Source organism: Pseudomonas sp. HY7a-MNA-CIBAN-0227, assembly GCF_040310325.1.
Lineage (GTDB): Bacteria > Pseudomonadota > Gammaproteobacteria > Pseudomonadales > Pseudomonadaceae > Aquipseudomonas.
Map to the genome: position 1 here is coordinate 66,320 of NZ_JBEOPT010000010.1, position 22,063 is coordinate 88,382.

Annotated in this window: 22 protein-coding genes; 12 read left to right on the forward strand and 10 right to left on the reverse strand. The window is 59.0% G+C overall.

Annotated features, from left to right (window positions below; all coding sequences use genetic code 11):
- The 7 genes from AAEZ06_RS17625 to AAEZ06_RS17655 all read right to left on the reverse strand — a co-directional run bounded on the left by AAEZ06_RS17625 (window position 1) and on the right by AAEZ06_RS17655 (window position 7,561).
- Window positions 1–846, reverse strand: coding sequence for a carbohydrate ABC transporter permease (locus tag AAEZ06_RS17625; protein ID WP_133099513.1), 846 nt, complete (start codon window positions 844–846; stop codon window positions 1–3).
- Window positions 839–1,747, reverse strand: coding sequence for a carbohydrate ABC transporter permease (locus AAEZ06_RS17630; RefSeq protein WP_133099514.1), 909 nt, complete (start codon window positions 1,745–1,747; stop codon window positions 839–841). The genes AAEZ06_RS17625 and AAEZ06_RS17630 overlap by 8 nt, the downstream gene beginning before the upstream one ends.
- A gap of 75 nt (window positions 1,748–1,822) precedes the next feature.
- Window positions 1,823–3,109 carry an ABC transporter substrate-binding protein gene (locus tag AAEZ06_RS17635; RefSeq protein WP_149413781.1) on the reverse strand — a complete coding sequence of 429 codons (1,287 nt, stop codon included), beginning with the start codon at window positions 3,107–3,109 and terminating at the stop codon, window positions 1,823–1,825.
- 105 nt (window positions 3,110–3,214) lie between these two features.
- Entirely contained in the window at window positions 3,215–4,474 is a 1,260-nt protein-coding gene (locus tag AAEZ06_RS17640; protein ID WP_149413780.1) for a D-mannose isomerase, read from the reverse strand.
- A 177-nt stretch (window positions 4,475–4,651) separates the two neighbouring features.
- Window positions 4,652–5,497 (reverse strand): ATPase, encoded by an 846-nt coding sequence (locus AAEZ06_RS17645; protein WP_149413779.1) that lies wholly within the window; start codon window positions 5,495–5,497, stop codon window positions 4,652–4,654.
- 119 nt (window positions 5,498–5,616) lie between these two features.
- Entirely contained in the window at window positions 5,617–6,615 is a 999-nt protein-coding gene (locus tag AAEZ06_RS17650) for an NAD-dependent epimerase/dehydratase family protein (RefSeq protein WP_149413778.1), read from the reverse strand.
- A gap of 52 nt (window positions 6,616–6,667) precedes the next feature.
- Window positions 6,668–7,561, reverse strand: a complete 894-nt coding sequence (locus AAEZ06_RS17655) for a LysR family transcriptional regulator ArgP (RefSeq protein ID WP_350615399.1) — start codon at window positions 7,559–7,561, stop codon at window positions 6,668–6,670.
- 98 nt (window positions 7,562–7,659) lie between these two features.
- On the opposite strand from AAEZ06_RS17655, the gene AAEZ06_RS17660 reads away from it, so the two are divergent.
- From AAEZ06_RS17660 to AAEZ06_RS17690, 7 genes are all read left to right on the forward strand, one after another.
- Complete coding sequence (locus AAEZ06_RS17660; RefSeq protein WP_149413776.1) at window positions 7,660–8,061, forward strand: ACT domain-containing protein; 402 nt, start codon at window positions 7,660–7,662, stop codon at window positions 8,059–8,061.
- A gap of 5 nt (window positions 8,062–8,066) precedes the next feature.
- Window positions 8,067–8,669, forward strand: coding sequence for a LysE/ArgO family amino acid transporter (locus AAEZ06_RS17665; RefSeq protein ID WP_149413775.1), 603 nt, complete (start codon window positions 8,067–8,069; stop codon window positions 8,667–8,669).
- A 187-nt stretch (window positions 8,670–8,856) separates the two neighbouring features.
- Window positions 8,857–9,453 (forward strand): superoxide dismutase, encoded by a 597-nt coding sequence (locus AAEZ06_RS17670; RefSeq protein WP_017125974.1) that lies wholly within the window; start codon window positions 8,857–8,859, stop codon window positions 9,451–9,453.
- Between the two features lie 139 nt (window positions 9,454–9,592).
- Window positions 9,593–9,811, forward strand: a complete 219-nt coding sequence (locus tag AAEZ06_RS17675) for a hypothetical protein (protein WP_149413774.1) — start codon at window positions 9,593–9,595, stop codon at window positions 9,809–9,811.
- A 224-nt stretch (window positions 9,812–10,035) separates the two neighbouring features.
- Window positions 10,036–12,087, forward strand: coding sequence for a putative bifunctional diguanylate cyclase/phosphodiesterase (locus AAEZ06_RS17680; RefSeq protein WP_149413773.1), 2,052 nt, complete (start codon window positions 10,036–10,038; stop codon window positions 12,085–12,087).
- A 219-nt stretch (window positions 12,088–12,306) separates the two neighbouring features.
- Window positions 12,307–13,647, forward strand: a complete 1,341-nt coding sequence (locus AAEZ06_RS17685) for an imelysin family protein (RefSeq protein WP_149413772.1) — start codon at window positions 12,307–12,309, stop codon at window positions 13,645–13,647.
- A gap of 117 nt (window positions 13,648–13,764) precedes the next feature.
- Window positions 13,765–15,219 (forward strand): TrkH family potassium uptake protein, encoded by a 1,455-nt coding sequence (locus tag AAEZ06_RS17690; protein WP_149413771.1) that lies wholly within the window; start codon window positions 13,765–13,767, stop codon window positions 15,217–15,219.
- On the opposite strand, the gene AAEZ06_RS17695 is transcribed toward AAEZ06_RS17690, so the two are convergent.
- Complete coding sequence (locus tag AAEZ06_RS17695) at window positions 15,176–16,237, reverse strand: AraC family transcriptional regulator (protein WP_149413770.1); 1,062 nt, start codon at window positions 16,235–16,237, stop codon at window positions 15,176–15,178. The genes AAEZ06_RS17690 and AAEZ06_RS17695 overlap by 44 nt on opposite strands.
- A 172-nt stretch (window positions 16,238–16,409) precedes the next feature.
- On the opposite strand from AAEZ06_RS17695, the gene AAEZ06_RS17700 reads away from it, so the two are divergent.
- The 5 genes from AAEZ06_RS17700 to AAEZ06_RS17720 all read left to right on the forward strand — a co-directional run bounded on the left by AAEZ06_RS17700 (window position 16,410) and on the right by AAEZ06_RS17720 (window position 19,326).
- Window positions 16,410–16,721, forward strand: a complete 312-nt coding sequence (locus AAEZ06_RS17700) for an Mpo1-like protein (protein ID WP_149413769.1) — start codon at window positions 16,410–16,412, stop codon at window positions 16,719–16,721.
- A 32-nt stretch (window positions 16,722–16,753) separates the two neighbouring features.
- Window positions 16,754–17,344: an HD domain-containing protein gene (locus AAEZ06_RS17705; protein WP_350615404.1), complete on the forward strand. Its 591-nt coding sequence runs from the start codon at window positions 16,754–16,756 to the stop codon at window positions 17,342–17,344.
- 151 nt (window positions 17,345–17,495) lie between these two features.
- Window positions 17,496–17,624 (forward strand): hypothetical protein, encoded by a 129-nt coding sequence (locus AAEZ06_RS17710; protein ID WP_256666316.1) that lies wholly within the window; start codon window positions 17,496–17,498, stop codon window positions 17,622–17,624.
- Window positions 17,625–17,700: 76 nt separating this feature from the next.
- Window positions 17,701–17,883, forward strand: coding sequence for a hypothetical protein (locus AAEZ06_RS17715; protein WP_350615406.1), 183 nt, complete (start codon window positions 17,701–17,703; stop codon window positions 17,881–17,883).
- Between the two features lie 243 nt (window positions 17,884–18,126).
- Complete coding sequence (locus AAEZ06_RS17720; protein WP_350615408.1) at window positions 18,127–19,326, forward strand: MFS transporter; 1,200 nt, start codon at window positions 18,127–18,129, stop codon at window positions 19,324–19,326.
- On the opposite strand, the gene arfB is transcribed toward AAEZ06_RS17720, so the two are convergent.
- Both arfB and AAEZ06_RS17730 read right to left on the reverse strand, forming a co-directional pair.
- Entirely contained in the window at window positions 19,323–19,736 is a 414-nt protein-coding gene (arfB, locus tag AAEZ06_RS17725) for an alternative ribosome rescue aminoacyl-tRNA hydrolase ArfB (protein WP_149413766.1), read from the reverse strand. The two genes, AAEZ06_RS17720 and arfB, sit on opposite strands and share 4 nt — an antisense overlap.
- Window positions 19,737–19,852: 116 nt before the next feature.
- Entirely contained in the window at window positions 19,853–22,060 is a 2,208-nt protein-coding gene (locus AAEZ06_RS17730) for a lipase family protein (RefSeq protein ID WP_256666315.1), read from the reverse strand.
- Window positions 22,061–22,063: the final 3 nt, after the last annotated feature.

Consider the following 22,063-nt stretch of genomic DNA (forward strand, 5'->3'; position numbering starts at 1 on the left):
TTACCCCTTGACTGCGCCGGCCGTCAGCCCGCGCACGAAATACTTGCCTGCGATCACATAGACCAACAGGGTCGGCAGCCCGGCGATCATCGCCGCTGCCATATCAACGTTGTATTCCTTGGCCCCAGTACTGGTGTTGACCAGGTTATTGAGCGCCACCGTGATGGGCTGCGAGTCGCCACTGGAGAACACCACGCCGAAGAGAAAGTCGTTCCAGATCTGAGTGAACTGCCAGATCAGGCAGACCATGATGATCGGAGTCGACATCGGCAAAATGATCAGGCGGAAGATCGTGAAAAATCCTGCGCCATCCAAACGTGCAGCCTTCACCAGCACATCGGGAATGCTGACGTAGTAGTTACGGAAGAACAGCGTGGTGAACGCCAGGCCGTAAACCACGTGCACGAACACCAGGCCGGCGGTGGTGTTGGCCAGGCCCATTTTGCCCAGGGTGAACGAGGCCGGCAGCAGTACGGTCTGGAACGGCAGGAAGCAACCGAACAGCAACAGGCCGAAGAACAACTGCGAACCACGAAAACGCCACATCGACAGCACATAGCCGTTCAGTGCACCGATGGCAGTGGAGATCAGTACCGCCGGGACGGTGATCTTGATCGAGTTCCAGAAGTAGCCATCGACCGTAGCCCAGGCCTTGACCCAGCCGATGCCGCTGACCACCGTCGGCCAGCTCAGCAGGTTGCCGGTGCTGATGTCTTCCGGCGTCTTGAAGCTGGTCAACAGCATGACCACCAGCGGCACCAGATACAGCAGCACGGCGAGGATCAGCACCGCGTAGATCGCGATGCGACTCAGGCTGATGGAGGATTTGTGGGCGAGACTAGTCATTGCGCTTGGTCCTCAGCTCGGAGTACAGGTAAGGCACGATGATTGCGAGAATCGCACCGAGCATCAGAATCGCACTGGCCGAACCCATGCCCATCTGACCGCGACTGAAGGTGAAGGAATACATGAACATGGCGGGCAGGTCGGACGAGTAGCCCGGACCACCGGCAGTCATCGCCGCCACCAGGTCAAAACTCTTGATGGCGATGTGCGCCAGAATCATCACTGCGCTGAAGAACACCGGACGCAGGCTGGGCAGCACCACTTTCCAGTAGATGCGCGGCATGCTCGCGCCATCGATCTGGGCGGCACGAATGATCGATTGATCGACACCGCGCAGGCCAGCCAGGAACATCGCCATGATAAAGCCCGAGGCTTGCCACACTGCGGCAATCACCAGGCAATACACCACACGATCAGGGTCGATCAGCCAGTCCAGGCGAAAGCCTTCCCAGCCCCAGTCACGCAACAGTTTGTCCAGGCCCATGCCTGGGTTGAGCAGCCATTTCCAGGCGGTACCGGTGACGATCATCGAGAGCGCCATCGGGTACAGGTAAATGGTGCGGATAAAACCTTCGCGGCGGATGCGCTGGTCGAGGAACACCGCCAGCAGCACGCCGATTACCAGGGTGATGCCGATGAACATCCCGCCGAAAACCGCGAGGTTCTTGCTCGCCACCCACCAGCGGTCGTTGTCGAACAACCGTGCGTATTGCGCCAGGCCTACCCATTTGTAGGACGGCAGGAAAGTCGAGTTAGTGAATGACAGAAGGAACGTCCACAGGATATAGCCATAAAAGCCCACCAGAACGATGAACATGCTGGGCGCCAGCACCAGTTTGGGTAGCCAGCGCTGCAGTGCATCGAACGGCGAGGCTTTGCTGAACACAGCAACAGAACTCATGGGGAAAATCCGCGCAAGGGAAAAATTACAAAGGCATTCCTTGTGGGAGCGGCGGTGCGCCGCTCCCACAAGGGTTTACTTGGCAGACTTGATCGCTGAGCCCAGTTGCTTGGCGGTTTGCGCAGGGTCGGCCTTCGGGTCGTTGATGAAGTTGGTCACCACGTCAAAGAACGCACCCTGTACGGCCAGCGTGGTCGCCATGTTGTGCGCCATGCTCGGTTGCAGGCCGCCGGACTTGGCATCCACCAGGAAATCCTTGGCCGCGGTCTGGGCGCAGGAGTCAAAACCGTACTTGCCCATGTCGCTCAGCATGTCGTTACGAACCGGGATCGAGCCCTTGTTGATGCTGAAGACTTTCTGGAAGTTCTCACCCAGGACGACCTTGGCGATGTCCTGCTGACCCGCCGCAGTACCCTTGTCTTTCTGCTTGAACACCGCCAGGGAGTCGATGTTGTAGGTGAAGGCTTTTTCGGTGCCAGGGAAGGCTACGCATTCGTAGTCCTTGCCGGCGACTTTCTTGGCCGCTGTCCACTCGCTCTTGGCCCAGTCACCCATGATCTGCATACCGGCCTTGCCGTTGATGACCTTGGCCGCTTCCAGGTTCCAGTCCTGGCCCTTGCCGTCGGCGTCCATGTAGGTCGCGACTTTCTTCAGTTCTGTCAGCGCCTTGACCATTTCAGGACCGGTCAGGGTGGCGTTATCCAGATCGACCAGGGCTTTCTTGTAGCCGTCTACACCCATGACCGAGAGCACTACGGCTTCGAAAACGGTGCTGTCCTGCCAAGGCTGGCCGCCGTGAGCGAGCGCGATGAAGCCCGCCGCCTTGAGCTTGTCGCCGGCCGCGTAGAATTCCTGGAGGGTGGTAGGATTTTTTTCGATACCGGCTTTTTTGAAGACTTCAGGGTTGATCCACAGCCAGTTGACGCGGTGAATGTTCACCGGCACGGCGACGTATTCACCTTCGTACTTCACGGTATCGGAGACTTTCTTGTCGAGCAGGCTGTCCCACTTCTCTTCCTTGGCAACGTCCTTCAGGACATCGGTGTCGAGCAGCCCGGTAGACGCCCATTCCTGGATGTCCGGGCCTTTGATCTGGGCAACACCTGGCGGGTTACCAGCGACCGCACGGCTTTTCAGCACGGTCATGGCTGTGGCACCACCGCCACCTGCGACGGCGCCGTCTTTCCAGGTGAAGCCGTCTTTCTCGACTTGGGCCTTCAGGACATCTACCGCCGCTTTCTCTCCGCCGGAGGTCCACCAATGCACAACTTCAACCGTCCCTTTCGAGTCGGCGGCAAGAGCAGTGAGGGGAAACAACGAGGCAATGGAAATAGCGACGGCGAGGCGATTAATCGCGTTCATCTGAGTACCTTTTCTTGTTGTTATGCATGCAAGTCTGGTGCTTGCGCTGCATGGGATTCTAAACAGGGATTTTTGACTTGCAGGTAACAAAGGGACGCTCCTATGTCACCAGCTGGTTACATAGGCGCCCGTGCCCAGAGCGCTGGCCATGCTCGGAGATAAGGGGAGGCCGGGCAGCAGCACCGCTTGCCAGGCATGGTACAGGTCCGGCTTGCCACCCCAAACCTTGCTGCTCGGCAGGTTTTTCGGGCTCAGTTCATGGTGCCAACTGCCATGGATGCGGTCGATAAAGTGGATTTCACAGAACTCCCAGAACCGCCGATACCAGGTTTCGTAATGCAGCTCGCCGGTGCGTTTGAGCAAGGCCTGTGCAGCGGCGCTGGCTTCGGCGTGGGTCCAGTGCAAACGCTCGCGCACCACCGGACGTTGCTCCCAGTCGAGGGTGTAGACGATGCCGGGCGCGCCATCCACGGCCCAGCCGTATTCGCAGGCGCTGGCGAATAAACTCTTGGCGTCGGCCAGCAGCCAGTTGGGTGTAAGCAGCCCGGTTTGCTCGCGCGCGGCTTCCAGATGCAACACCAGGCGCGCCCATTCGAAACCGTGGCCGGGGGTGATGCCGTAGGGACGAAAGCCGTCGGCCGGGTTATCTTCGTTGTAACCACGCAACGGTTGCCAGTGGCGGTCGAAGTGTTCGATCACCATGAATTGATTGGTGCCAGCGTGGTTGTGGATGACACGCTCGACGATGCGCAGCGCCCGGTCCAGCCAACGTTTGTCACCCGTGACATCGGCCAGGGCAAGGAAGGCCTCGGTGGCGTGCATGTTGCTGTTGGCGCCGCGATAGGCTTCTACGCCGCCCCAGTCCTGCGCGAAGGATTCGAGCATCGCGCTCTCCTCCTCGCTCCAGAAGTACTGGTCGATGATGTGGATGGCGTCGTTGAGCAAGGTTTGCGCACCGGGGGCTCCGGCTACCACGGCAGAGCTGGCCGCCAGGGCGACAAAGGCATGCAGGTAGGCAGCCTTGCCGGTGTTGCCGTCGCTGGCGCCTGGGGTCGCGAACCAGCCGCCATATTCAGCATCCCGCAGCGGGCCACTGAGGCTTGCGACGCCGTGTTCCACCAGGTCGGCGTAGCCCGGCAGCCCCATGGCATGGGCCATGGCGAAGCTGTGGGTCATGCGGGCGGTGTTCATGGTTTCGGTGCGGGCATTGGTGGGCAAGCGACCTTGGTCGTCGAGGTTGCCGAAACCGTCAGGGAGTTTGGAGGCCTTGGCGAACGACAGCAGGCGCTGGCCTTCAGCGGCGAGCCAGGCGTGATGGGCGGGTGCGTTCAGCCAACTGCTGGAAGGCAGCGGTTGCATGGTCATGATTGGCCCTTTTTGTTTTTGTGGGGTGGCAGGAGTCTAAACAAAGGGAGGGCGGGGGCAAGTAACCAAGAGGGCTGGAAATGTCACTGACTGGTGACATGAGTCGAACAGATCACTTGTGATGAGGGCTTTCTGTGGCAAGCCCCCTCGCCACAACAAGCCCACTCATTCAGGAGGTCATTGCCCGAGCGGCGTGACCTTGGCTGGCGCGTTGAGTTGCTGCTGCAGGTTCTGCACCTGGCTCTGCAAGGTAGTGATATTGCGGGTGGTCTGGATGCGGAACACATCGAATTCTTTGTTGGTAGGACCCTCGGAAGCAGCCGGACGGTTGTCCTGCTCGCTCTTGAGTACCAGTAGATCCTGCTCCAGGCGGGCGATGGCCACCGTTGGATTGCCCTGCTTCTTCAAGGACGCCACATCGGTGCTCAGCTCCTTGACCTCGGCATTCACCTTACCCGCTTCAACTTGAGCGGCTTTAAACGTCGCCAGTTCAGCCGCCAGGGCTTTGGCCTGGGCTTGCAATTGCACATTGGCAGTCGCCAGCTCAGTGGTGCTGGCAGTCATCTGCGCCAGGCGCTTGTCCAGGTCGGTAGCCTGGCCAGCCACGCCTTGTTGCTGCTTGCCCTGCTCCAGCAATTGGCTTTCAAGCTGCTTGATCTGCATCTTCAGCGCTTCGCTGCCGTTATTGACGTTGGCCTCACTGGCCACCACCTTGCCGGAAATGTCCTGCAGGCGCCCTGCCGCTTCTTCGCTAATGCGCGCGAAGCTTTCCTGGGTCGCCACCAACTGCTGCCCCATCAGGGAAATCTGCTGGAAGCTCCACCAGGCAAGACCGGCGAAGGCGAACAACAGCGCGCCAACCAATGCCCACAGCGGGCCGGTGCTCGCACTCTTGACCTTGACCACCGGTGCGGGTCGGGAGCGTACGGAAGTGGCCGGGGTCGGCACAAAATCATCGTCGTCCGCACTGTCGGCGCGAAGGCTCGGCACATTGTCGAAGTCGTCGTTAGCATCGTTACGCATGAATCAACCTTAAACCCTTGAGGTAGCCACATGGAAAGCCCAGCGGCGGGAGTATAAACCCCTTGCACGTTGCGTTGATCGGCCATGAACCCGAAATTCGGTTCCCGGTGTATTGCCGGTTATTTGAAGGCCGCATCCTGAGCCTTCCACCAACTGCAAAACTCATCGAGAGCGGTCCACAGGCTGACCTTGGGCTGGTAGTCGAGGTAATGCTGGGCGCGGCTGATGTCAAGGGTGAAATCCTTGTTCATCACCTGCATCCCCAACCGTGACAGGGCAGGCTCCGGGCGCCCCGGCCACATCGCGCAAAACGCCTCGTTGAGCGCCGCAACGCTGTAGGACAAACCGTAGGAGCGGTAACGGGTGACCTGAGGCAGTTCCATTTGCCGCATCACGTAGTTGACCACATCCCACACCGGCACCGGCGCGCCGTTACTGATGTTGTAAACCTTGCCCAACGCAGAGCCCGTGGCGAGCAAACTGCTGAGCAGCGCTTCGTTGAGGTTGTGCACACTGGTGAAGTCGACCTTGTTCAGGCCATCACCGACGATCGCCAGACGATTTTTGCGCTGCATTTTCAACAGGCGCGGGAAGATGCTCATATCGCCGGCGCCCGTGACAAAGCGCGGGCGCAGGGCCAGTACTTCGAGGCCGAATTCCTGGGCGCCGAATACCTTTTGCTCAGCCAGGTACTTGGTGGCTGCATAAGGATGCTTGAAGCGTTTGGGCACTTGTTCTTCGGTCAACCCCAGGTGATCGCGGCCATCAAAATAGATCGACGGCGACGACAAATGCACCAAGCGCCCTACCCGCTGTTTGAGGCAGGCTTCTACGACGTTTTCGGTGACCAGCACGTTGCCCTGGTGAAAGTCCTGGTAACGCCCCCAAAGCCCTACGGCGCCGGCGCAATGGACCACGGCTTCGACATCGTGGCACAGGTCGCGCACCAGGTCCGGATCATTCAAGTCACCCTGGATAAACTCGGCGCCACGCCTTACCAGGTGCTCGACACCTTCGGCCCGGCGCCCGTTGACCCGCACGTCCAGGCCCTGCTCCAGGGCGAAACGCGCAAAGCGCCCGCCGATGAAGCCGCTTGCGCCGGTGACCAGAATTTTCATGTATTACTCCGCATTCTTTGGTTTTTCCTACCTGTTGCCTTGACGCTGACTGTCACTCCAAGGGCACCAGCAATTGGCCGCTGGCCCGTGCCAGATGCTCGGTCAACAAACCGAGCAATTGCCCGCCACTGCGCCAATGATGCCAGTACAGCGGCACATCAATGGGCTTATCTGGCAATAACTCCACCAGGAGACCGCGCTCAAGCTGGTCGCGCACCTGCAACTCGGGCACCAGGCCCCACCCTAAACCGGCTTCCGTCAGGCGGATAAAACCTTCGGACGATGGGCATAAATGGTGTTCGAAACCACCGTCGACGCCCAAGGACGCCAGGTAGCGATGCTGCAGAAAATCGTCAGGGCCAAACACCAATGCGGGGGTACGCGCCAGTTGATCGGCACGCACGCCATCGGGAAAGTGCCGGGCGATAAATGCTGGGCTGGCCAGTGCCCGGTAACGCATCGCCCCCAGCAACAAACTGCGGGCACCGGCGACCGGCCGTTCACTGGCGCAAACACAGGCGGCCACTTCACCGGCACGCATGCGTTTGAGGCCAACGGTCTGGTCTTCCACCACAAGGTCCAGCAGCAGGTGCTGTTCGGCGCAGAAATCACCCACCGCTTGCGCCCACCAGGTCGCCAGGCTGTCGGCGTTCAAGGCGATGCGCAGGCGTTCAGGCATGCCCTCTTCGTCCAGCGCCGGGACCTGGCTTTGCAGGTCGCGCTCCAACAGCCGTACTTGCTGCACGTGGTTGAGCAACCTCCGTCCGATTTCCGTAGGCACAGGCGGCGTGGCTCGCACCAGCACAGGCTGGCCGATTCGCGCTTCCAACAGTTTGATGCGCTGGGAGATCGCCGATTGCGAGATGCCCAGCACCTGGGCACCGCGCTCAAAACCGGCTTGTTCCACCACCGCCGCCAGGGCGGAAAGCAATTTATAGTCGAACATCAGTTTCCCTAATGAGCGATCAGTAATATTGGTTTTTCTTATACAGCGTTGGGCCGGAGAATAGCCAGCATCGCTTCTTATCTTCAAGGATCATCCACATGGCTGGCGAAACCGCCCTGGCAACCCTGTTGCGTAGCATGAGCCCGCACCTCAATGACGGTGACTACGTGTTCTGCACCCTGGCCGACAACCGTATCCCGGAAGGTTGCGAGGTGATCGGCAGCTTCCGCGAGCAGGAAGGTTTGACGGTGATCGTCGAGCGCCAGCAGGCCGAACAGGCCGGGTTGCCGTTCGAATATGTGGCAGCGTGGATCACCTTGAATGTGCATTCGGCCCTGGAAGCCGTTGGCCTGACCGCGGCATTCGCCAGCGCCTTGGGCAAGGCTGGCATCAGTTGCAACGTGATCACCGGTTACTACCACGATCACTTGTTTGTCGGCCGCGACGATGCTGAACAGGCAATGACGGTGTTGCGGCAATTGGCGGCGCACGCGGAGTAAACCTTATGTGGCAAAGCTATGTGAACGGACTGCTGGTGGCCCTGGGGTTGATTATGGCCATCGGTACACAAAACGCCTTTGTCCTGGCGCAAAGCCTGCGCCGTGAGCATCACCTGCCGGTGGCGGCACTGTGTGTGGTCTGCGATGCGCTGCTGGTGGCCGCTGGGGTGTTTGGGCTGGCGACGGTACTGGCGAGCAATCCATTGCTGCTGGCCATTGCGCGCTGGGGTGGCGCGGCGTTCCTGCTGTGGTACGGCGCCCTCGCCTTGCGTCGGGCCTGTTCGCAGCAGAGCCTGGGCCAAGGGGCAAACCAAAAAGTTCGCTCGCTGCGTGCGGTGATGCTCAGCGCTTTGGCCGTGACGCTGCTCAATCCTCACGTGTATCTCGACACCGTATTGTTGATTGGGTCGTTGGGCGCCCAGCAAACCGAACCCGGTGCCTATGTAGCAGGCGCCGCCAGTGCGTCATTCCTGTGGTTTTCCTCCCTGGCCCTGGGTGCGGCGTGGCTGGCACCCTGGCTGGCGCGCCCTGCGACGTGGCGCCTACTGGACCTGTTGGTGGCAGTAATGATGTTCAGCGTCGCCTATCAATTAATAAGCGCCGTCTGATCTTAATTGAAGAGCATCCAAAAGACTTTGGAACCTCTATCCCACACAGTTGTTGCGTGGTTATGCCGCACCCCCGGTGCTATGATCCTGTCCCTGCGCCGCAAAGAGTACAAACTCCCCGGCGCTTGTTTGGCCGCCCGTGATCGGCCTTGCGCTCACCGCAACTGACCTGATTAGGAGAATCATCATGGCTTTCGAATTGCCGCCGCTGCCCTACGCACACGATGCCCTGCAGCCGCACATCTCCAAGGAAACCTTGGAATTTCACCACGACAAGCACCACAACACCTATGTCGTGAACCTGAACAACCTGGTGCCTGGCACCGAGTTCGAAGGCAAGACCCTGGAAGAGATCGTCAAATCCTCTTCGGGCGGCATCTTCAACAACGCCGCTCAGGTCTGGAACCACACCTTCTACTGGAACTGCCTGGCGCCAAACGCTGGCGGTCAACCTACCGGCGCGCTGGCTGAAGCCATCAACGCTGCTTTCGGTTCGTTCGACAAGTTCAAGGAAGAATTCACCAAAACGTCCGTCGGCACCTTCGGTTCCGGTTGGGGTTGGCTGGTGAAAAAAGCTGACGGTTCCCTGGCCTTGGCCAGCACCATCGGCGCCGGCAACCCGCTGACCAGCGGCGATACCCCGCTGCTGACCTGCGATGTCTGGGAACACGCCTACTACATCGACTACCGCAACGTGCGTCCAAAGTATGTGGAAGCGTTCTGGAACCTGGTCAACTGGAAGTTCGTCGCTGAGCAATTCGAAGGCAAGACCTTCACTGCTTAAGCAACCCTTGCAGTAGAAAAAGCCCGGCAATTGCCGGGCTTTTTTATGCGTTTTATGCGGTCAACGTGGAACCCGATGAGTAGCTGCTGCCACCTAGTCGATGAGGAATAACCCTCTCATCCCTATCGGAGATTTCACGATGTCTATGTCAGCATTAGCAGCACTCCCCGTGATTGGCGAACTGGCCAAAGCGGCTGCCGATATAACCAAGTCGATTGCGCCCCTGATCCAACCCTTCGCCGACGTGATAGCGAAAACATTGGGCGACACACTGAAAAACACAACCGCGGAGCAAAACAAGTCCGTAAATTTCGACGCCACGATAAAAGCGCAGAACAAGACCATCATGTTCAGCTGAGGTTCGAACCTCAAAATCCACCGTTCCAAACCTGCCCATAAGTTACCCGTTTCCAGCCCCCGCTACCGCGCAGGCGGATGTAAATCCGCCGCGCTCCATCGCCCAGAAACGAGCCAGCGCGGTGTCAAACCTGCAACTACTTCAATGTACCTTTGACTGCCATCACGGGATTGCCAATACTCATGGCATATTGAGGCTACCCGTATGGAACAAGGAATGACCCTTTGAAGCTGGAACTCAAAAACAGCTTGTCGGTGAAGTTGCTACGGGTGGTGCTGCTTTCGGCATTGATAGTGGGCGTGGCACTGAGCGTGGCGCAGATCGTCTTCGATGCCTACAAGACGCGCCAGGCCGTGGCCGGCGATGCCCAGCGCATCCTCGACATGTTTCGCGACCCCTCGACCCAGGCCGTCTATAGCCTGGATCGCGAAATGGGCATGCAGGTCCTCGAAGGCCTGTTTCAGGATGACGCTGTACGCATGGCCTCCATCGGTCACCCCAACGAAGCCATGCTCGCGAAAAAAAGCCGCGACTTGCAGCAATCGCCCAGCCGCTGGCTCACTGACCTGATTCTCGGCCAGGAGCGCACCTTCACCACACCGCTGGTAGGGCGCGGGCCCTACAGCGAGTATTACGGCGACCTGAGCATCACCCTCGACACCGCCACCTACGGCAAAGGCTTTATTGTCAATTCGGTGATCATCTTTATCTCCGGGGTGCTGCGAGCCCTGGCCATGGGCCTGGTGCTGTACCTGGTCTATCACTGGCTACTGACCAAGCCGCTGTCGCGGATCATCGAGCACCTGAGTTCGATCAACCCGGACCGCCCCAGCGAGCACAAGATCCCACAGCTCAAGGGCCACGAAAAAAACGAGCTGGGCCTGTGGATCAACACCGCCAACCAGTTGCTCGAATCCATCGAACGCAACACCCATCTGCGCCACGAGGCGGAAAACAGTCTGCTGCGCATGGCCCAGTACGACTTCCTCACCGGCCTGCCCAATCGTCAGAAACTGCAGGAGCAACTGGACAAGATCCTGATCGACTCCGGCCGCCGGCAGCGGCGAGTGGCAGTGCTGTGTGTCGGGTTGGATGACTTCAAAAGCGTCAACGAGCAGTTCACCTACCAGGTCGGCGACCAATTGTTGCTGGCCCTGGCCGACCGTCTGCGCGCCCACAGCGGCCGCCTCGGCGCCCTCGCCCGCTTGGGGGGCGACCAGTTCGCCCTGGTCCAGGCCGATATCGAGCAACCCTATGAAGCCGCCGAACTGGCGCAAAGCATCCTCGATGACCTGGAAGCCGAATTTGCCCTCGATCACGAGCAAATCCGTCTACGGGCCACCATCGGCATCACCCTGTTCCCGGAAGACGGCGACAGCACCGAGAAACTGCTGCAAAAAGCCGAACAGACCATGACGTTGGCCAAAAGCCGCTCACGCAATCGCTATCAGTTCTATATCGCCAGCGTCGACAGCGAGATGCGCCGCCGCCGTGAACTGGAGAAAGACCTGCGCGAGGCCTTGGGCCGCGGTCAGTTTTACTTGGTGTATCAGCCGCAAATCAGCTACCGCGATCACCGTGTGGTCGGCGTCGAAGCCTTGATTCGCTGGCAACACCCGGAACATGGCCTGGTACCACCCGATCTGTTCATCCCCCTGGCGGAGCAGAACGGCACGATTATTTCTATCGGCGAATGGGTGCTGGACCAGGCTTGTCGGCAACTGCGGGAATGGCATGACCAGGGCTTCACCGAACTGCGCATGGCCGTCAACCTGTCCACGGTGCAATTGCACCACGCCGAGTTGCCGCGAGTGGTCAATAACCTGCTGCAGATCTACCGCCTGCCGCCCCGCAGCCTGGAGCTGGAAGTCACCGAAACCGGCCTGATGGAAGACATCAGCACCGCGGCCCAGCACCTGCTGAGCCTGCGCCGCTCCGGGGCATTGATCGCCATTGATGACTTCGGCACGGGTTACTCATCCCTCAGTTACCTGAAAAGCCTGCCCCTGGACAAGATCAAGATCGATAAAAGCTTCGTCCAGGACCTGCTGGATGACGACGACGATGCCACCATCGTGCGCGCGATCATTCAATTGGGCAAAAGCCTCGGCATGCAGGTCATCGCCGAAGGAGTGGAGACCGCCGAGCAGGAGGCCTACATCATCTCCGAAGGCTGCCACGAAGGTCAGGGCTATCACTACAGCAAACCGTTGCCGGCGCGGGAGTTGGTGGCATACCTGAAGCAAGCCGAGCGCAATAACTCCGTGACTCTGTGATGGATTTCAGCTCACTACACGGCGTAGCCGCTGTTGAGTAGAACGAAGAAGCGGCTACGCCGATGATGGCACTCCGGGGCGCGGTGCTGGGCCAGTGGCAAATCGATATTAACTATTTACAGCGTTAACCCTTTACAGAAAATGCAAATCTTTCGCATTATGTCGTAGTTTTGCGCGCAGCCATGCGCCCCGATAATCTACCGAAGCAGGATGTTCGCCATGATTCGTATGCCCCTGGCCACCGCCAGTCTGCTGGCCATCGCCATTTCTCTCGCCGGTTGCGGTGAGGGCAAAGACAAGGCTGCTGCTCCTCAAGCACCTGCTGCAGCCGCCAGCACTACCGCACCAACTGCCGGCACGGCAGGCCAGGTCGACGAGGCCGCCGCCAAGGCAGTGGTCGCGCATTACGCTGACATCGTGTTCGCGGTCTACAGCGATTCCGAGTCCACGGCGAAAACCCTGCAAGCCGCCATCGACGCCTTCCTTGCCAAGCCGAACGACGAAACCCTGAAAGCGGCCCGTACCGCCTGGGTCGCCGCACGTGTGCCGTACCTGCAGAGTGAAGTGTTCCGCTTCGGCAACACCATCATTGACGATTGGGAAGGTCAGGTGAACGCCTGGCCATTGGACGAAGGCCTGATCGACTACGTCGACAAAACCTACGAACACGCCCTCGGCAACCCGGGCGCCACCGCCAATATCATCGCCAACACCGAGATCCAGGTCGGCGAAGACAAGATCGACGTCAAGGACATCACTGCAGAAAAACTCGCCAGCCTCAATGAGCTGGGCGGTTCCGAAGCCAACGTTGCCACCGGCTACCACGCCATCGAATTCCTGCTCTGGGGCCAGGACCTGAACGGTACCGGCCCTGGCGCCGGCAACCGTCCGGCCTCGGACTACCTGCAAGGTGAAGGCGCCACTGGCGGCCACAACGAGCGTCGCCGTGCTTACCTGAGCGCTGTGACCCAGCTGCTGGTCAGCGACCTAGAAGAAATGGTCGGCAACTGGAAGCCCAACGTCGAAGACAACTACCGCGCCACCCTGGAAGCGGAACCTGGCACCGACGGCCTGCGCAAAATGTTGTTCGGCATGGGCAGCCTGTCCCTGGGTGAACTGGCAGGCGAGCGCATGAAGGTGTCCCTGGAAGCCAACTCGCCGGAAGACGAGCATGACTGCTTCAGCGATAACACCCACAACTCACAGTTCTACGACGCCAAAGGCATCCGTAACGTCTACCTGGGCGAATACACCCGTGTCGACGGCACCAAGCTGACCGGCGCCAGCCTGTCCTCCCTGGTGGCCAAGGCTGACCCAGCCGCCGACGCAGCCCTCAAGGCTGACCTGGCTGCCACCGAAGCGAAAATCCAGGTCATGGTTGACCACGCCAACAAGGGTGAGCACTACGACCAGTTGATCGCGGCAGGCAACGAAGCTGGCAACCAGATCGTGCGCGATGCCATCGCCTCCCTGGTCAAGCAAACTGGCTCCATCGAGCAGGCGGCCGGCAAGCTGGGCATCGGCGACCTGAACCCGGACAGTGCCGATCACGCGTTTTGATCGCCAAGGGTTGAGTGAGTGAATGAGGCGGCCTTCGGGTCGCCTTTTTTATGCCCGGTTTACATGGTCTGCACCACAGGTAGAATGGCGGCCTTTCCTGTCACCCGAGTGGACCTCATGGCGTTGCCGACCTTACGGATCATCGGTTTCATTATCGGCATCTTCCTGATCACCCTCGCGATCGCCATGGTGGTGCCAATGGCGACCCTGGTGATTTTCGAACGCACCAGCGACCTGCCGTCCTTTCTCTGGGCCAGCCTGATCACCTTTATCGCAGGGTTGGCCTTGGTCATCCCCGGTCGCCCGGAACACGTGCACCTGCGTCCTCGGGACATGTACCTGCTGACGGTCTCCAGTTGGGTGGCCGTCTGCATGTTCGCCGCGCTGCCATTCCTGCTGACCCAACGCATCAGTTACACCGACTCCTTCTTCGAAAGCATGTCCGGCATCACCGCCACCGGTTCCACGGTGCTCAGCGGCCTGGACAACATGTCGCCGGGCATCCTGATGTGGCGCTCGCTACTGCACTGGCTCGGCGGTATCGGCTTTATCGGCATGGCGGTGGCGATCCTGCCACTGCTGCGTATCGGCGGCATGCGGCTGTTCCAGACCGAGTCCTCGGACCGTTCTGAGAAGCTCATGCCCCGCTCGCACATGGTGGCGCGGCTGATTGTGGCGGCCTATGTTGGTATCACCATCCTCGGCAGCCTGGCGTTCTGGTGGGCCGGGATGAGCCTGTTCGATGCGATCAACCACGCCATGTCGGCAATTTCCACCGGCGGCTTCTCCACCTCCGATGAATCCCTGGCCCACTGGAAACAGCCAGCGGTGCACTGGGTAGCAATAGTGGTGATGATTATGGGCAGCTTGCCGTTCACCCTGTACGTCGCCACCTTGCGCGGCAACCGGCGGGCGCTGCTCAAGGATCAGCAGGTGCAAGGCCTGCTCGGATTGCTGCTGGTGACCTGGCTGGTACTGGGCTCCTGGTACTGGTGGACTACCGATCTGCACTGGCTGGATGCGTTGCGCCACGTGGCACTGAACGTTACCTCCGTGGTGACTACCACCGGTTTCGCCCTTGGGGACTACAGCCTGTGGGGCAACTTCTCACTGATGTTGTTCTTCTACCTGGGTTTTATCGGTGGCTGCTCAGGCTCCACGGCTGGCGGGATCAAGATCTTCCGCTTCCAGGTGGCCTACATCCTGCTCAAGGCTAACTTGAACCAGCTGATTCACCCGCGTGCAGTGATCAAGCAGCAGTACAACGGCCACCGTCTGGACGAGGAGATCGTACGTTCGATCCTGACCTTCTCGTTCTTCTTCGCCATCACTATCTGCGTGATCGCCCTGGCCCTGTCACTGCTGGGCCTGGACTGGATGACCGCGTTGACCGGCGCCGCCAGTACCGTATCCGGCGTAGGCCCTGGGCTGGGGGCAACCATCGGCCCGGCCGGCAACTTCTCCAGCCTGCCGGATGCCGCCAAGTGGATACTGTCCCTAGGCATGCTGCTGGGACGGCTGGAGATCATTACAGTGTTTGTGCTGTGCATTCCGGCGTTCTGGCGTCACTGACGGTCGCGGCACCCTCCAACAACCGCGCCCGGTACTCGCCGGGCGTGGCATCGAACCAACGCCGGAATGCCCGGAAGAAGTTGCTCGGATCGGCAAACCCCAACAAGTAGGCAATTTCCAGCAGGGTCATCGACGGCTGCGCCAGATATTGCTCCGCCAATTCGCGACGGGTTTCGTCCAGCAGGGTCTGGAAACTGGTGCCCTCCTCCTGTAAACGCCGCTGCAGGGTGCGCTGGGACAGGTGCAGCGTCTGGGCCACCACCTCGCGCTTGGGTTCGCCTTGGGGCAGCAGCCGGCACAGCATTTGCCGCGCCTTGTGGGTCACCCGGCTTTCCGAAAAGCGCGCCAGATACTCGCCGGCGAAGCGATCATGCAGCAACGCCATCGCCTCGTTCGCCGTGGGCAGTGGCGCTTCCATATCCGATCGCTCGAAGATCAGCGCGTCATAAGGGGCGTTGAACACCAGGGGCGCATGGAATGCCTGTTTATAGGGTTCCAGATTCGCCGGCTGATCGCCCTGCACCAGCACCTTGCGCGGTTGCAGGGTTCGTCCGGTCAGCCAACCGCATAATGCCAAGGCACAAGCCAGTGACGCCTCGGCACTTTGCCGGGTGGGTGGTAGATGGTCGCCGTGTACCGTAAGAATTAGCGCATAGCCTTCGGGTAAAAGTCGGAAACTCAGGTCGGCGCTTTCGGCAATGATCCGCTGATAACGCACCAGGCGCATAAAACCTTCAGCCAGGGTGCGGCTGGACATCAAGGCATAGCCAGCCACATGAAACGACGCCGGGCGCACTACCTTGCCCATGTTCAGGCCAATCGCCGGGTTGCCCGACAACTCCACCGCCCGCTGCCAGAGCCGGGTCATGGAGTCCTGCGGGAAGCGTGCATCAGGATCATCCAGAGCGGCGTAGTCCAGGCCAAGCTGCTTGAACAAGGCGCGGCAATCCAGGCCGTCCATCTCCAGTGCCTTGACTATCCCCATCGCCCAGCTTGCAGAAGTCGTTCGTTCGCTCATGGCGTTTTTTAACACGCTTTCCAATAAAGGTAGGCTGAAACCACAGCCAAGAACCCAAGGATACTAAAGTGGCATCTATTGTCACTGGCCGTTACCACTGATGACTCTAGACTCAAATAAGCTCCCCGCCGAACATCTGTCGAGCAGAACAATAAACAAAGGGCCGTCCACCGTGGAAAACGTCAGACAATTCAAAAGCTTCGCTGAGTTTTATCCCTATTACCTAAGTGAACACGGCAACAGCACCTGCCGCCGCCTGCATTTTATTGGCACCAGCCTGGTGATTTTTATTCTGGCGTTTGCCGTGGGCAAAGGCGCCTGGTGGCTGCTGCTCGCGTTGCCGGTGGCCGGCTACAGCTTTGCCTGGATCGGCCACTTTTTCTTCGAAAAGAATCGTCCGGCGACCTTCCAGCATCCGCTTTACAGCTTGTTGGGAGATTTTGTGATGTACCGCGACATGGTTCTGGGCAAGGTACCGTTTTAGTCCACACCTTAAAAACAATAAGAGAACCGCCGATGAACCAGCAGGCCCGCTTCACCCATATGCAGGACGGCACCCAGGAAGACTGGGCGATCATCGCCAGGGATTTCAGCGCCTATGCCCGGCAATTGCCGACACGGATTGTCGCGCACCTGCGGTTGTTGGAAGGCGACTTCGGCGGTTTTCCGGTGGACCGCCTGACCCACTCGCTGCAAACAGCCAGCCGCGCCTGGCACGATGGCCGTGACGAAGAGTACGTGGTGTGCGCACTGCTCCATGACATCGGCGATACCCTGGGTTCCTATAATCACCCGGACATCGCCGCCGCTATCCTCAAGCCCTTCGTCAGCCCCGAGAATCTGTGGATGGTGGAAAAGCACGGGGTTTTCCAGGGCTACTACTTTTTCCACCACCTGGGGATGGACCGCCACTTGCGCGAGCAATTTGGCGACCACCCGCAGTACCAGCAAACCATCGAGTTCTGCGCGCAGTACGACGCGGCAGCATTCGACCCGGCCTACGACACCCTGGCGTTGAGCTTTTTCGAACCGATGCTGGCCCGGGTCTTTGCCCAGCCGAAGAACTCGATCTACAAGGCGGCGATGGAGCGCCAGAGCCAAGTGTGACCTCTTGTCACTTGCATCTTTGCGATGAAGGTTCGTACATCCGCCGATATAAAAGTCTTTTTGTCATTTACAGTGCTGTATCCTGCCGAGGCTTTCTAAAAGCGCGGAATCACCTGCAATTGAAAAACAGACCTTGCGAGGAGCGACGACGATGCACGAAATACCTAATCTCCCCTTCCCAAGCCTGCGCGAAACTGAGCAGCCAACCCCGCAACAGGCCGGCAGCGAACAGCCCCAGCCAAAAGAGGCAAAGCCAGTCGACAGCGAAAGCCAGGACTGAGTGCCGTACCCAGACCGTGTGGAAAGCGTGACATTGAGCGCTTTCCACACCGCCTGAACACCGTGAGACTCCCGCCATGACCAACACCGCCAACACCCCGCCCGACAGCGCCTTGCTCGATACTGCCTTGCAGATGGTCGATGTCTGGAACCGCCTCAGCACGCAAAAACAGGCCCTACTGCTCAAGCGCTTCGGCACCCAGGAAAACGCTCTTGCCGCCCTGGTAACCACGCAATTGCTCAAGCCTGCCGAGCACTGACTGGCGGCTGCGTCCTGGCCCCTCCCACAACACGCTAATCATCGCCCTTCACGACGAAAAGATGCACGCGATCCAGGCCGTGCGCATCGTCATCCGTCTGGTGGAACACCTGAACAGCCGCCCCCGGTAGCTGGCATCCCAGGCCTTTGAGCCGGACTTTTTCGTTTTGCCACCCTGCATCGACCAATGCATCGGTATCATAAGCTGCCTATCTTTTCCTGCTGCGACAGTGGACCTCTCCCCATGCCAGATACCCAGCGCCCCATGGCGGTCACGCTGCAAGTTGTTTCCATCGTGCTCTTCACCTTCATCGGCTACCTGAATATCGGCATCCCCCTGGCCGTGCTGCCCGGCTATGTGCACAGCGACCTGGGCTTCGGCGCCGTCATCGCCGGCCTGGTAATCAGCGTGCAATACCTGGCCACCCTGCTGAGCCGGCCGTATGCCGGGCGCATCATTGATAACCTGGGCAGCAAGCGCGCGGTGATGTACGGCCTGGCAGGTTGCGGCCTGAGCGGCGTGTTCATGTTGCTCTCGGCCTGGCTTTCGGACCTGCCAGCGCTGAGCCTGACCAGCCTGTTGATCGGCCGCCTGGTGCTCGGCAGCGCCGAAAGCCTGGTGGGCTCGGGCTCCATCGGCTGGGGCATTGGCCGGGTCGGCGCGGCGAACACCGCCAAGGTCATCTCCTGGAACGGCATCGCCAGCTACGGCGCCCTGGCGGTCGGCGCGCCGCTGGGGGTGCTGCTGGTCCGTCACTTCGGGCTATGGAGCATGGGCGTCAGCATCATCTTGCTCGCGGTGGTGGGCTTGCTGCTGGCTTGGCCGAAAGTGGCGGCGCCCATCGTGGTGGGCGAGCGCTTGCCATTCATGCATGTGCTGGGCCGCGTACTGCCCCACGGCTGTGGCCTGGCGTTAGGCTCCATTGGTTTTGGCACCATCGCCACCTTCATCACCCTGTATTACACCACCCAACAATGGGACAACGCGGTGCTGTGCCTGAGCTTGTTCGGCGCCAGCTTTATCGGCGCGCGGCTGTTGTTCGGCAACCTGATCAACCGTATTGGCGGCTTTCGCGTGGCGATTGTCTGCCTGTCGGTGGAAACCCTGGGCCTCTTGTTACTGTGGCTGGCACCGGACGCCCACCTGGCATTGGCCGGGGCGGCGTTGAGCGGGTTTGGCTTTTCCCTGGTGTTTCCGGCGCTGGGTGTGGAGGCGGTCAATCTGGTGCCAGCCTCCAGCCGGGGTGCGGCGGTGGGGGCGTATTCGCTGTTTATCGACCTGTCGTTGGGCATCACCGGGCCACTGGCCGGGGCGATTGCGGCGGGGTTCGGCTTTGCGTCAATCTTCCTGTTTGCAGCCATTGCGGCGTTTTTTGGATTGCTGCTGAGCCTGTACTTGTACCGGCAGGCGCCGAAGCACCGTGAAGAACGGCAAGCGACCTAGAAGTCGATTTTGCCGCGCCCGGCCTTGATACTGCCTCGTTTGGTCTTGGATTCCAGGCGGCGCTTTTTTGAGCCCATGGTGGGTTTGGTGGGGCGGCGTTTCTTTTCGACCTTGGTGGCGCTGAGGATCAGTTCCACCAGGCGTTCCAGGGCATCGGCGCGGTTTTGTTCCTGCGTTCGGTATTGTTGGGCCTTGAGGATCAGTACGCCTTCAGTGGTGATGCGACTGTCGCGCAGGGCCAGCAGGCGTTCCTTGTAGAACTCAGGCAGAGACGAGGCCGGGATGTCGAAACGCAGGTGTACGGCACTGGAGACCTTGTTGACGTTTTGGCCACCGGCGCCTTGGGCCCGGATCGCGGTCAACTCGATCTCGGCATCTGGCAGGTGCACGTTGTTGGAAATCAGCAGCATTGGAGGGAGTTGGGTCCTTGGGTTTGGTGGGGTTAAGGATACGCGAATCTGGCGGGGTTACAGCCGGCTGGGGGTGGCTCGTGCGTATTCCAGGCACAAGCCAGTAGACACCCCTACTAAACAATAGAATCGATGTCTAGCGTATGAGGCGCACCGATGCGAGAGGCAAACATCAAATCGCCATCGTCCTGCTGAGGAATCATTGCAATCTGCACTTGCAGCTTGTTCTCCCGCTGGCCCTTCCAGCGATGCAGAGCAGCTTCCAAGTTGGGAGATTGCGCAGCGCTGCCGTAGACATCGACAAGTGCCAGATGGCGTTCGTTTTGTTTTTTAAGCCGTTGTAGCGAGTCGAGAAGATTTTGCGACTCTTTGTTCAAGTCAGTCACTGTTTGTATGTACTCAGGATCATTGTTGCTATAGCGCTGAGTGTTCCTTGTTTGCTTACCTTGATCCTGTACTTTGGTGCGCATCGTCTCCAATGCCGCCGCCACCAGTTCGTATTCCCGCCCAGTGACTACCGTCCCGTTCGTTTCCTGAGTTTGCTGCCAACGTCGAAAGGTCGCCCAAGAGAACGGGATATAAGACCCCGGTATACTGTGATCACCTAAACTCATGGCTTGATCGATAAAACCACCACGAAATGGCAGGTCGCCATCTTTGGCGAGAGCCCGAGTGCAAGCGGCCTCTTCTATGGAGGCACAACCCGGATTCCAGAGAATCGACGACTTTTCCTTCCTGGTAAAATCCACGGGCATAAAGTGATGCAACGTGCCGTGGTGCTGATAAGGATCGCCACCAACACGAACAAGACCTGCGACGAAGATCAATATGCCTAAAACAGGGTTGGTAATAAAAAGTGTCGCTAGCCCAGGAATCCAGATGGATCGTCGTGCGTTCATCCAGGGTGCGGGGACACCGGGAATCATATCGTTGTTGTTCACCATCCGGTGGTGCGTCAGCGGCTCGGCAGCCGCGATGAACGTGGCATCACCCACGCGTGGCGATCCATAGGTGTAAAGGAGAATGTCGTATTTCTGAGTTTCATCACATCGCAATGCTTCCGCCAGCAGCAATGCAATCGCACCACCCAGACTATGGCCACTGATTATGATTTTTTGACCGACATAAAATCGGAATAAATAGTCCTGAATAAACTTCTTCAACGCCTGATAGGCATCGTAAAAGCCATGATGGACCTTCCCTTTACCCTCTTTGAAGGGAACTTGTGCCGCATCCGCGTCACGCCACCAATCTGACAATTCCAGTGTTCCACGGATAGCGATCAGTATGATTTCATCATGATGCGTGATGAACGCCTGCGTGCTCTTTCCGCTAAGCCGATTCTTGCTGGCGTCATCAAAAAAATGCAGATTGGCAGGGTGCTCCTGAGTGTCGCTCGGCTTGTTTTGCTCATACTGCATTGGGTCGAACGGCAAAATCTCAAAGCGCTTCGAGTAAGGAACTTCTTCATACAGAGGGAAGTACCGGTGAACTGGCGACTGTGAACTGTCTACCTTCCAACTTTCTCGATAGTTTGAAAGTGCATCACCAAAAAAGTTACCGACGCTGGGATCCAGTGGGAAACTCACAGAGTCTACAGGCTTCTCGGCGGGGTTCTGGCCGAAGTCGGAATAGCTCAAATTCGCCATGATTGCAAGCTGATACAGGTTGAGTGCGCTGAAGGCGTCGTCGGTTGAGAGCATGGGTCTAAACGCACGCAGTGGGCGCACCTGTAGTAGCGTGTGTCGGTTCGACAGCAGCCCAACACCAACCGGAGATAAAGGCTCTGGACCAAACGTCAGCTCATCAAGCGCCCTTACCAGGATGTCATCCGGCGGGTATTTACGGTCAATCACGGGGGGAGGTAAGTGTGCGCTGCGTTTGACAAGATCCCGCACCTCTACCTGAATGAATTTATCTCCCGCTTTTAGCGCAGGGTTGTTGTCGACAGGGAAACCGTCTTGGTGAAAGAAGCGGGTTTGTTCGGCGCGAACTTGGAGTTCGGTAATCGGAAGTGGATATGACTTACGGATCATCAAGTCGTTATAAACAACCTCGCCGCCTGCATATGCGCGATCTAACGTTAATACGACAGGCCCACGATAGCAGTCTTCAATTTTGGCAAACCCTTTGGCGTCCAGCACCCCCGCGTACTGTTGCTTCGCGCTGTCCTGAAGGGTATAGGCAAGGCCAGCATACGGTTTGCCATCACCGAACTCGTCTACCAACTGAAAACTAACCCAGTGCCCTTTGTTTGGGCAGGCAAACATCTTGCCGCTGAAAGCCGGCTTATCCCCATCTTCCATGGGTTTATACGAACTCATCCT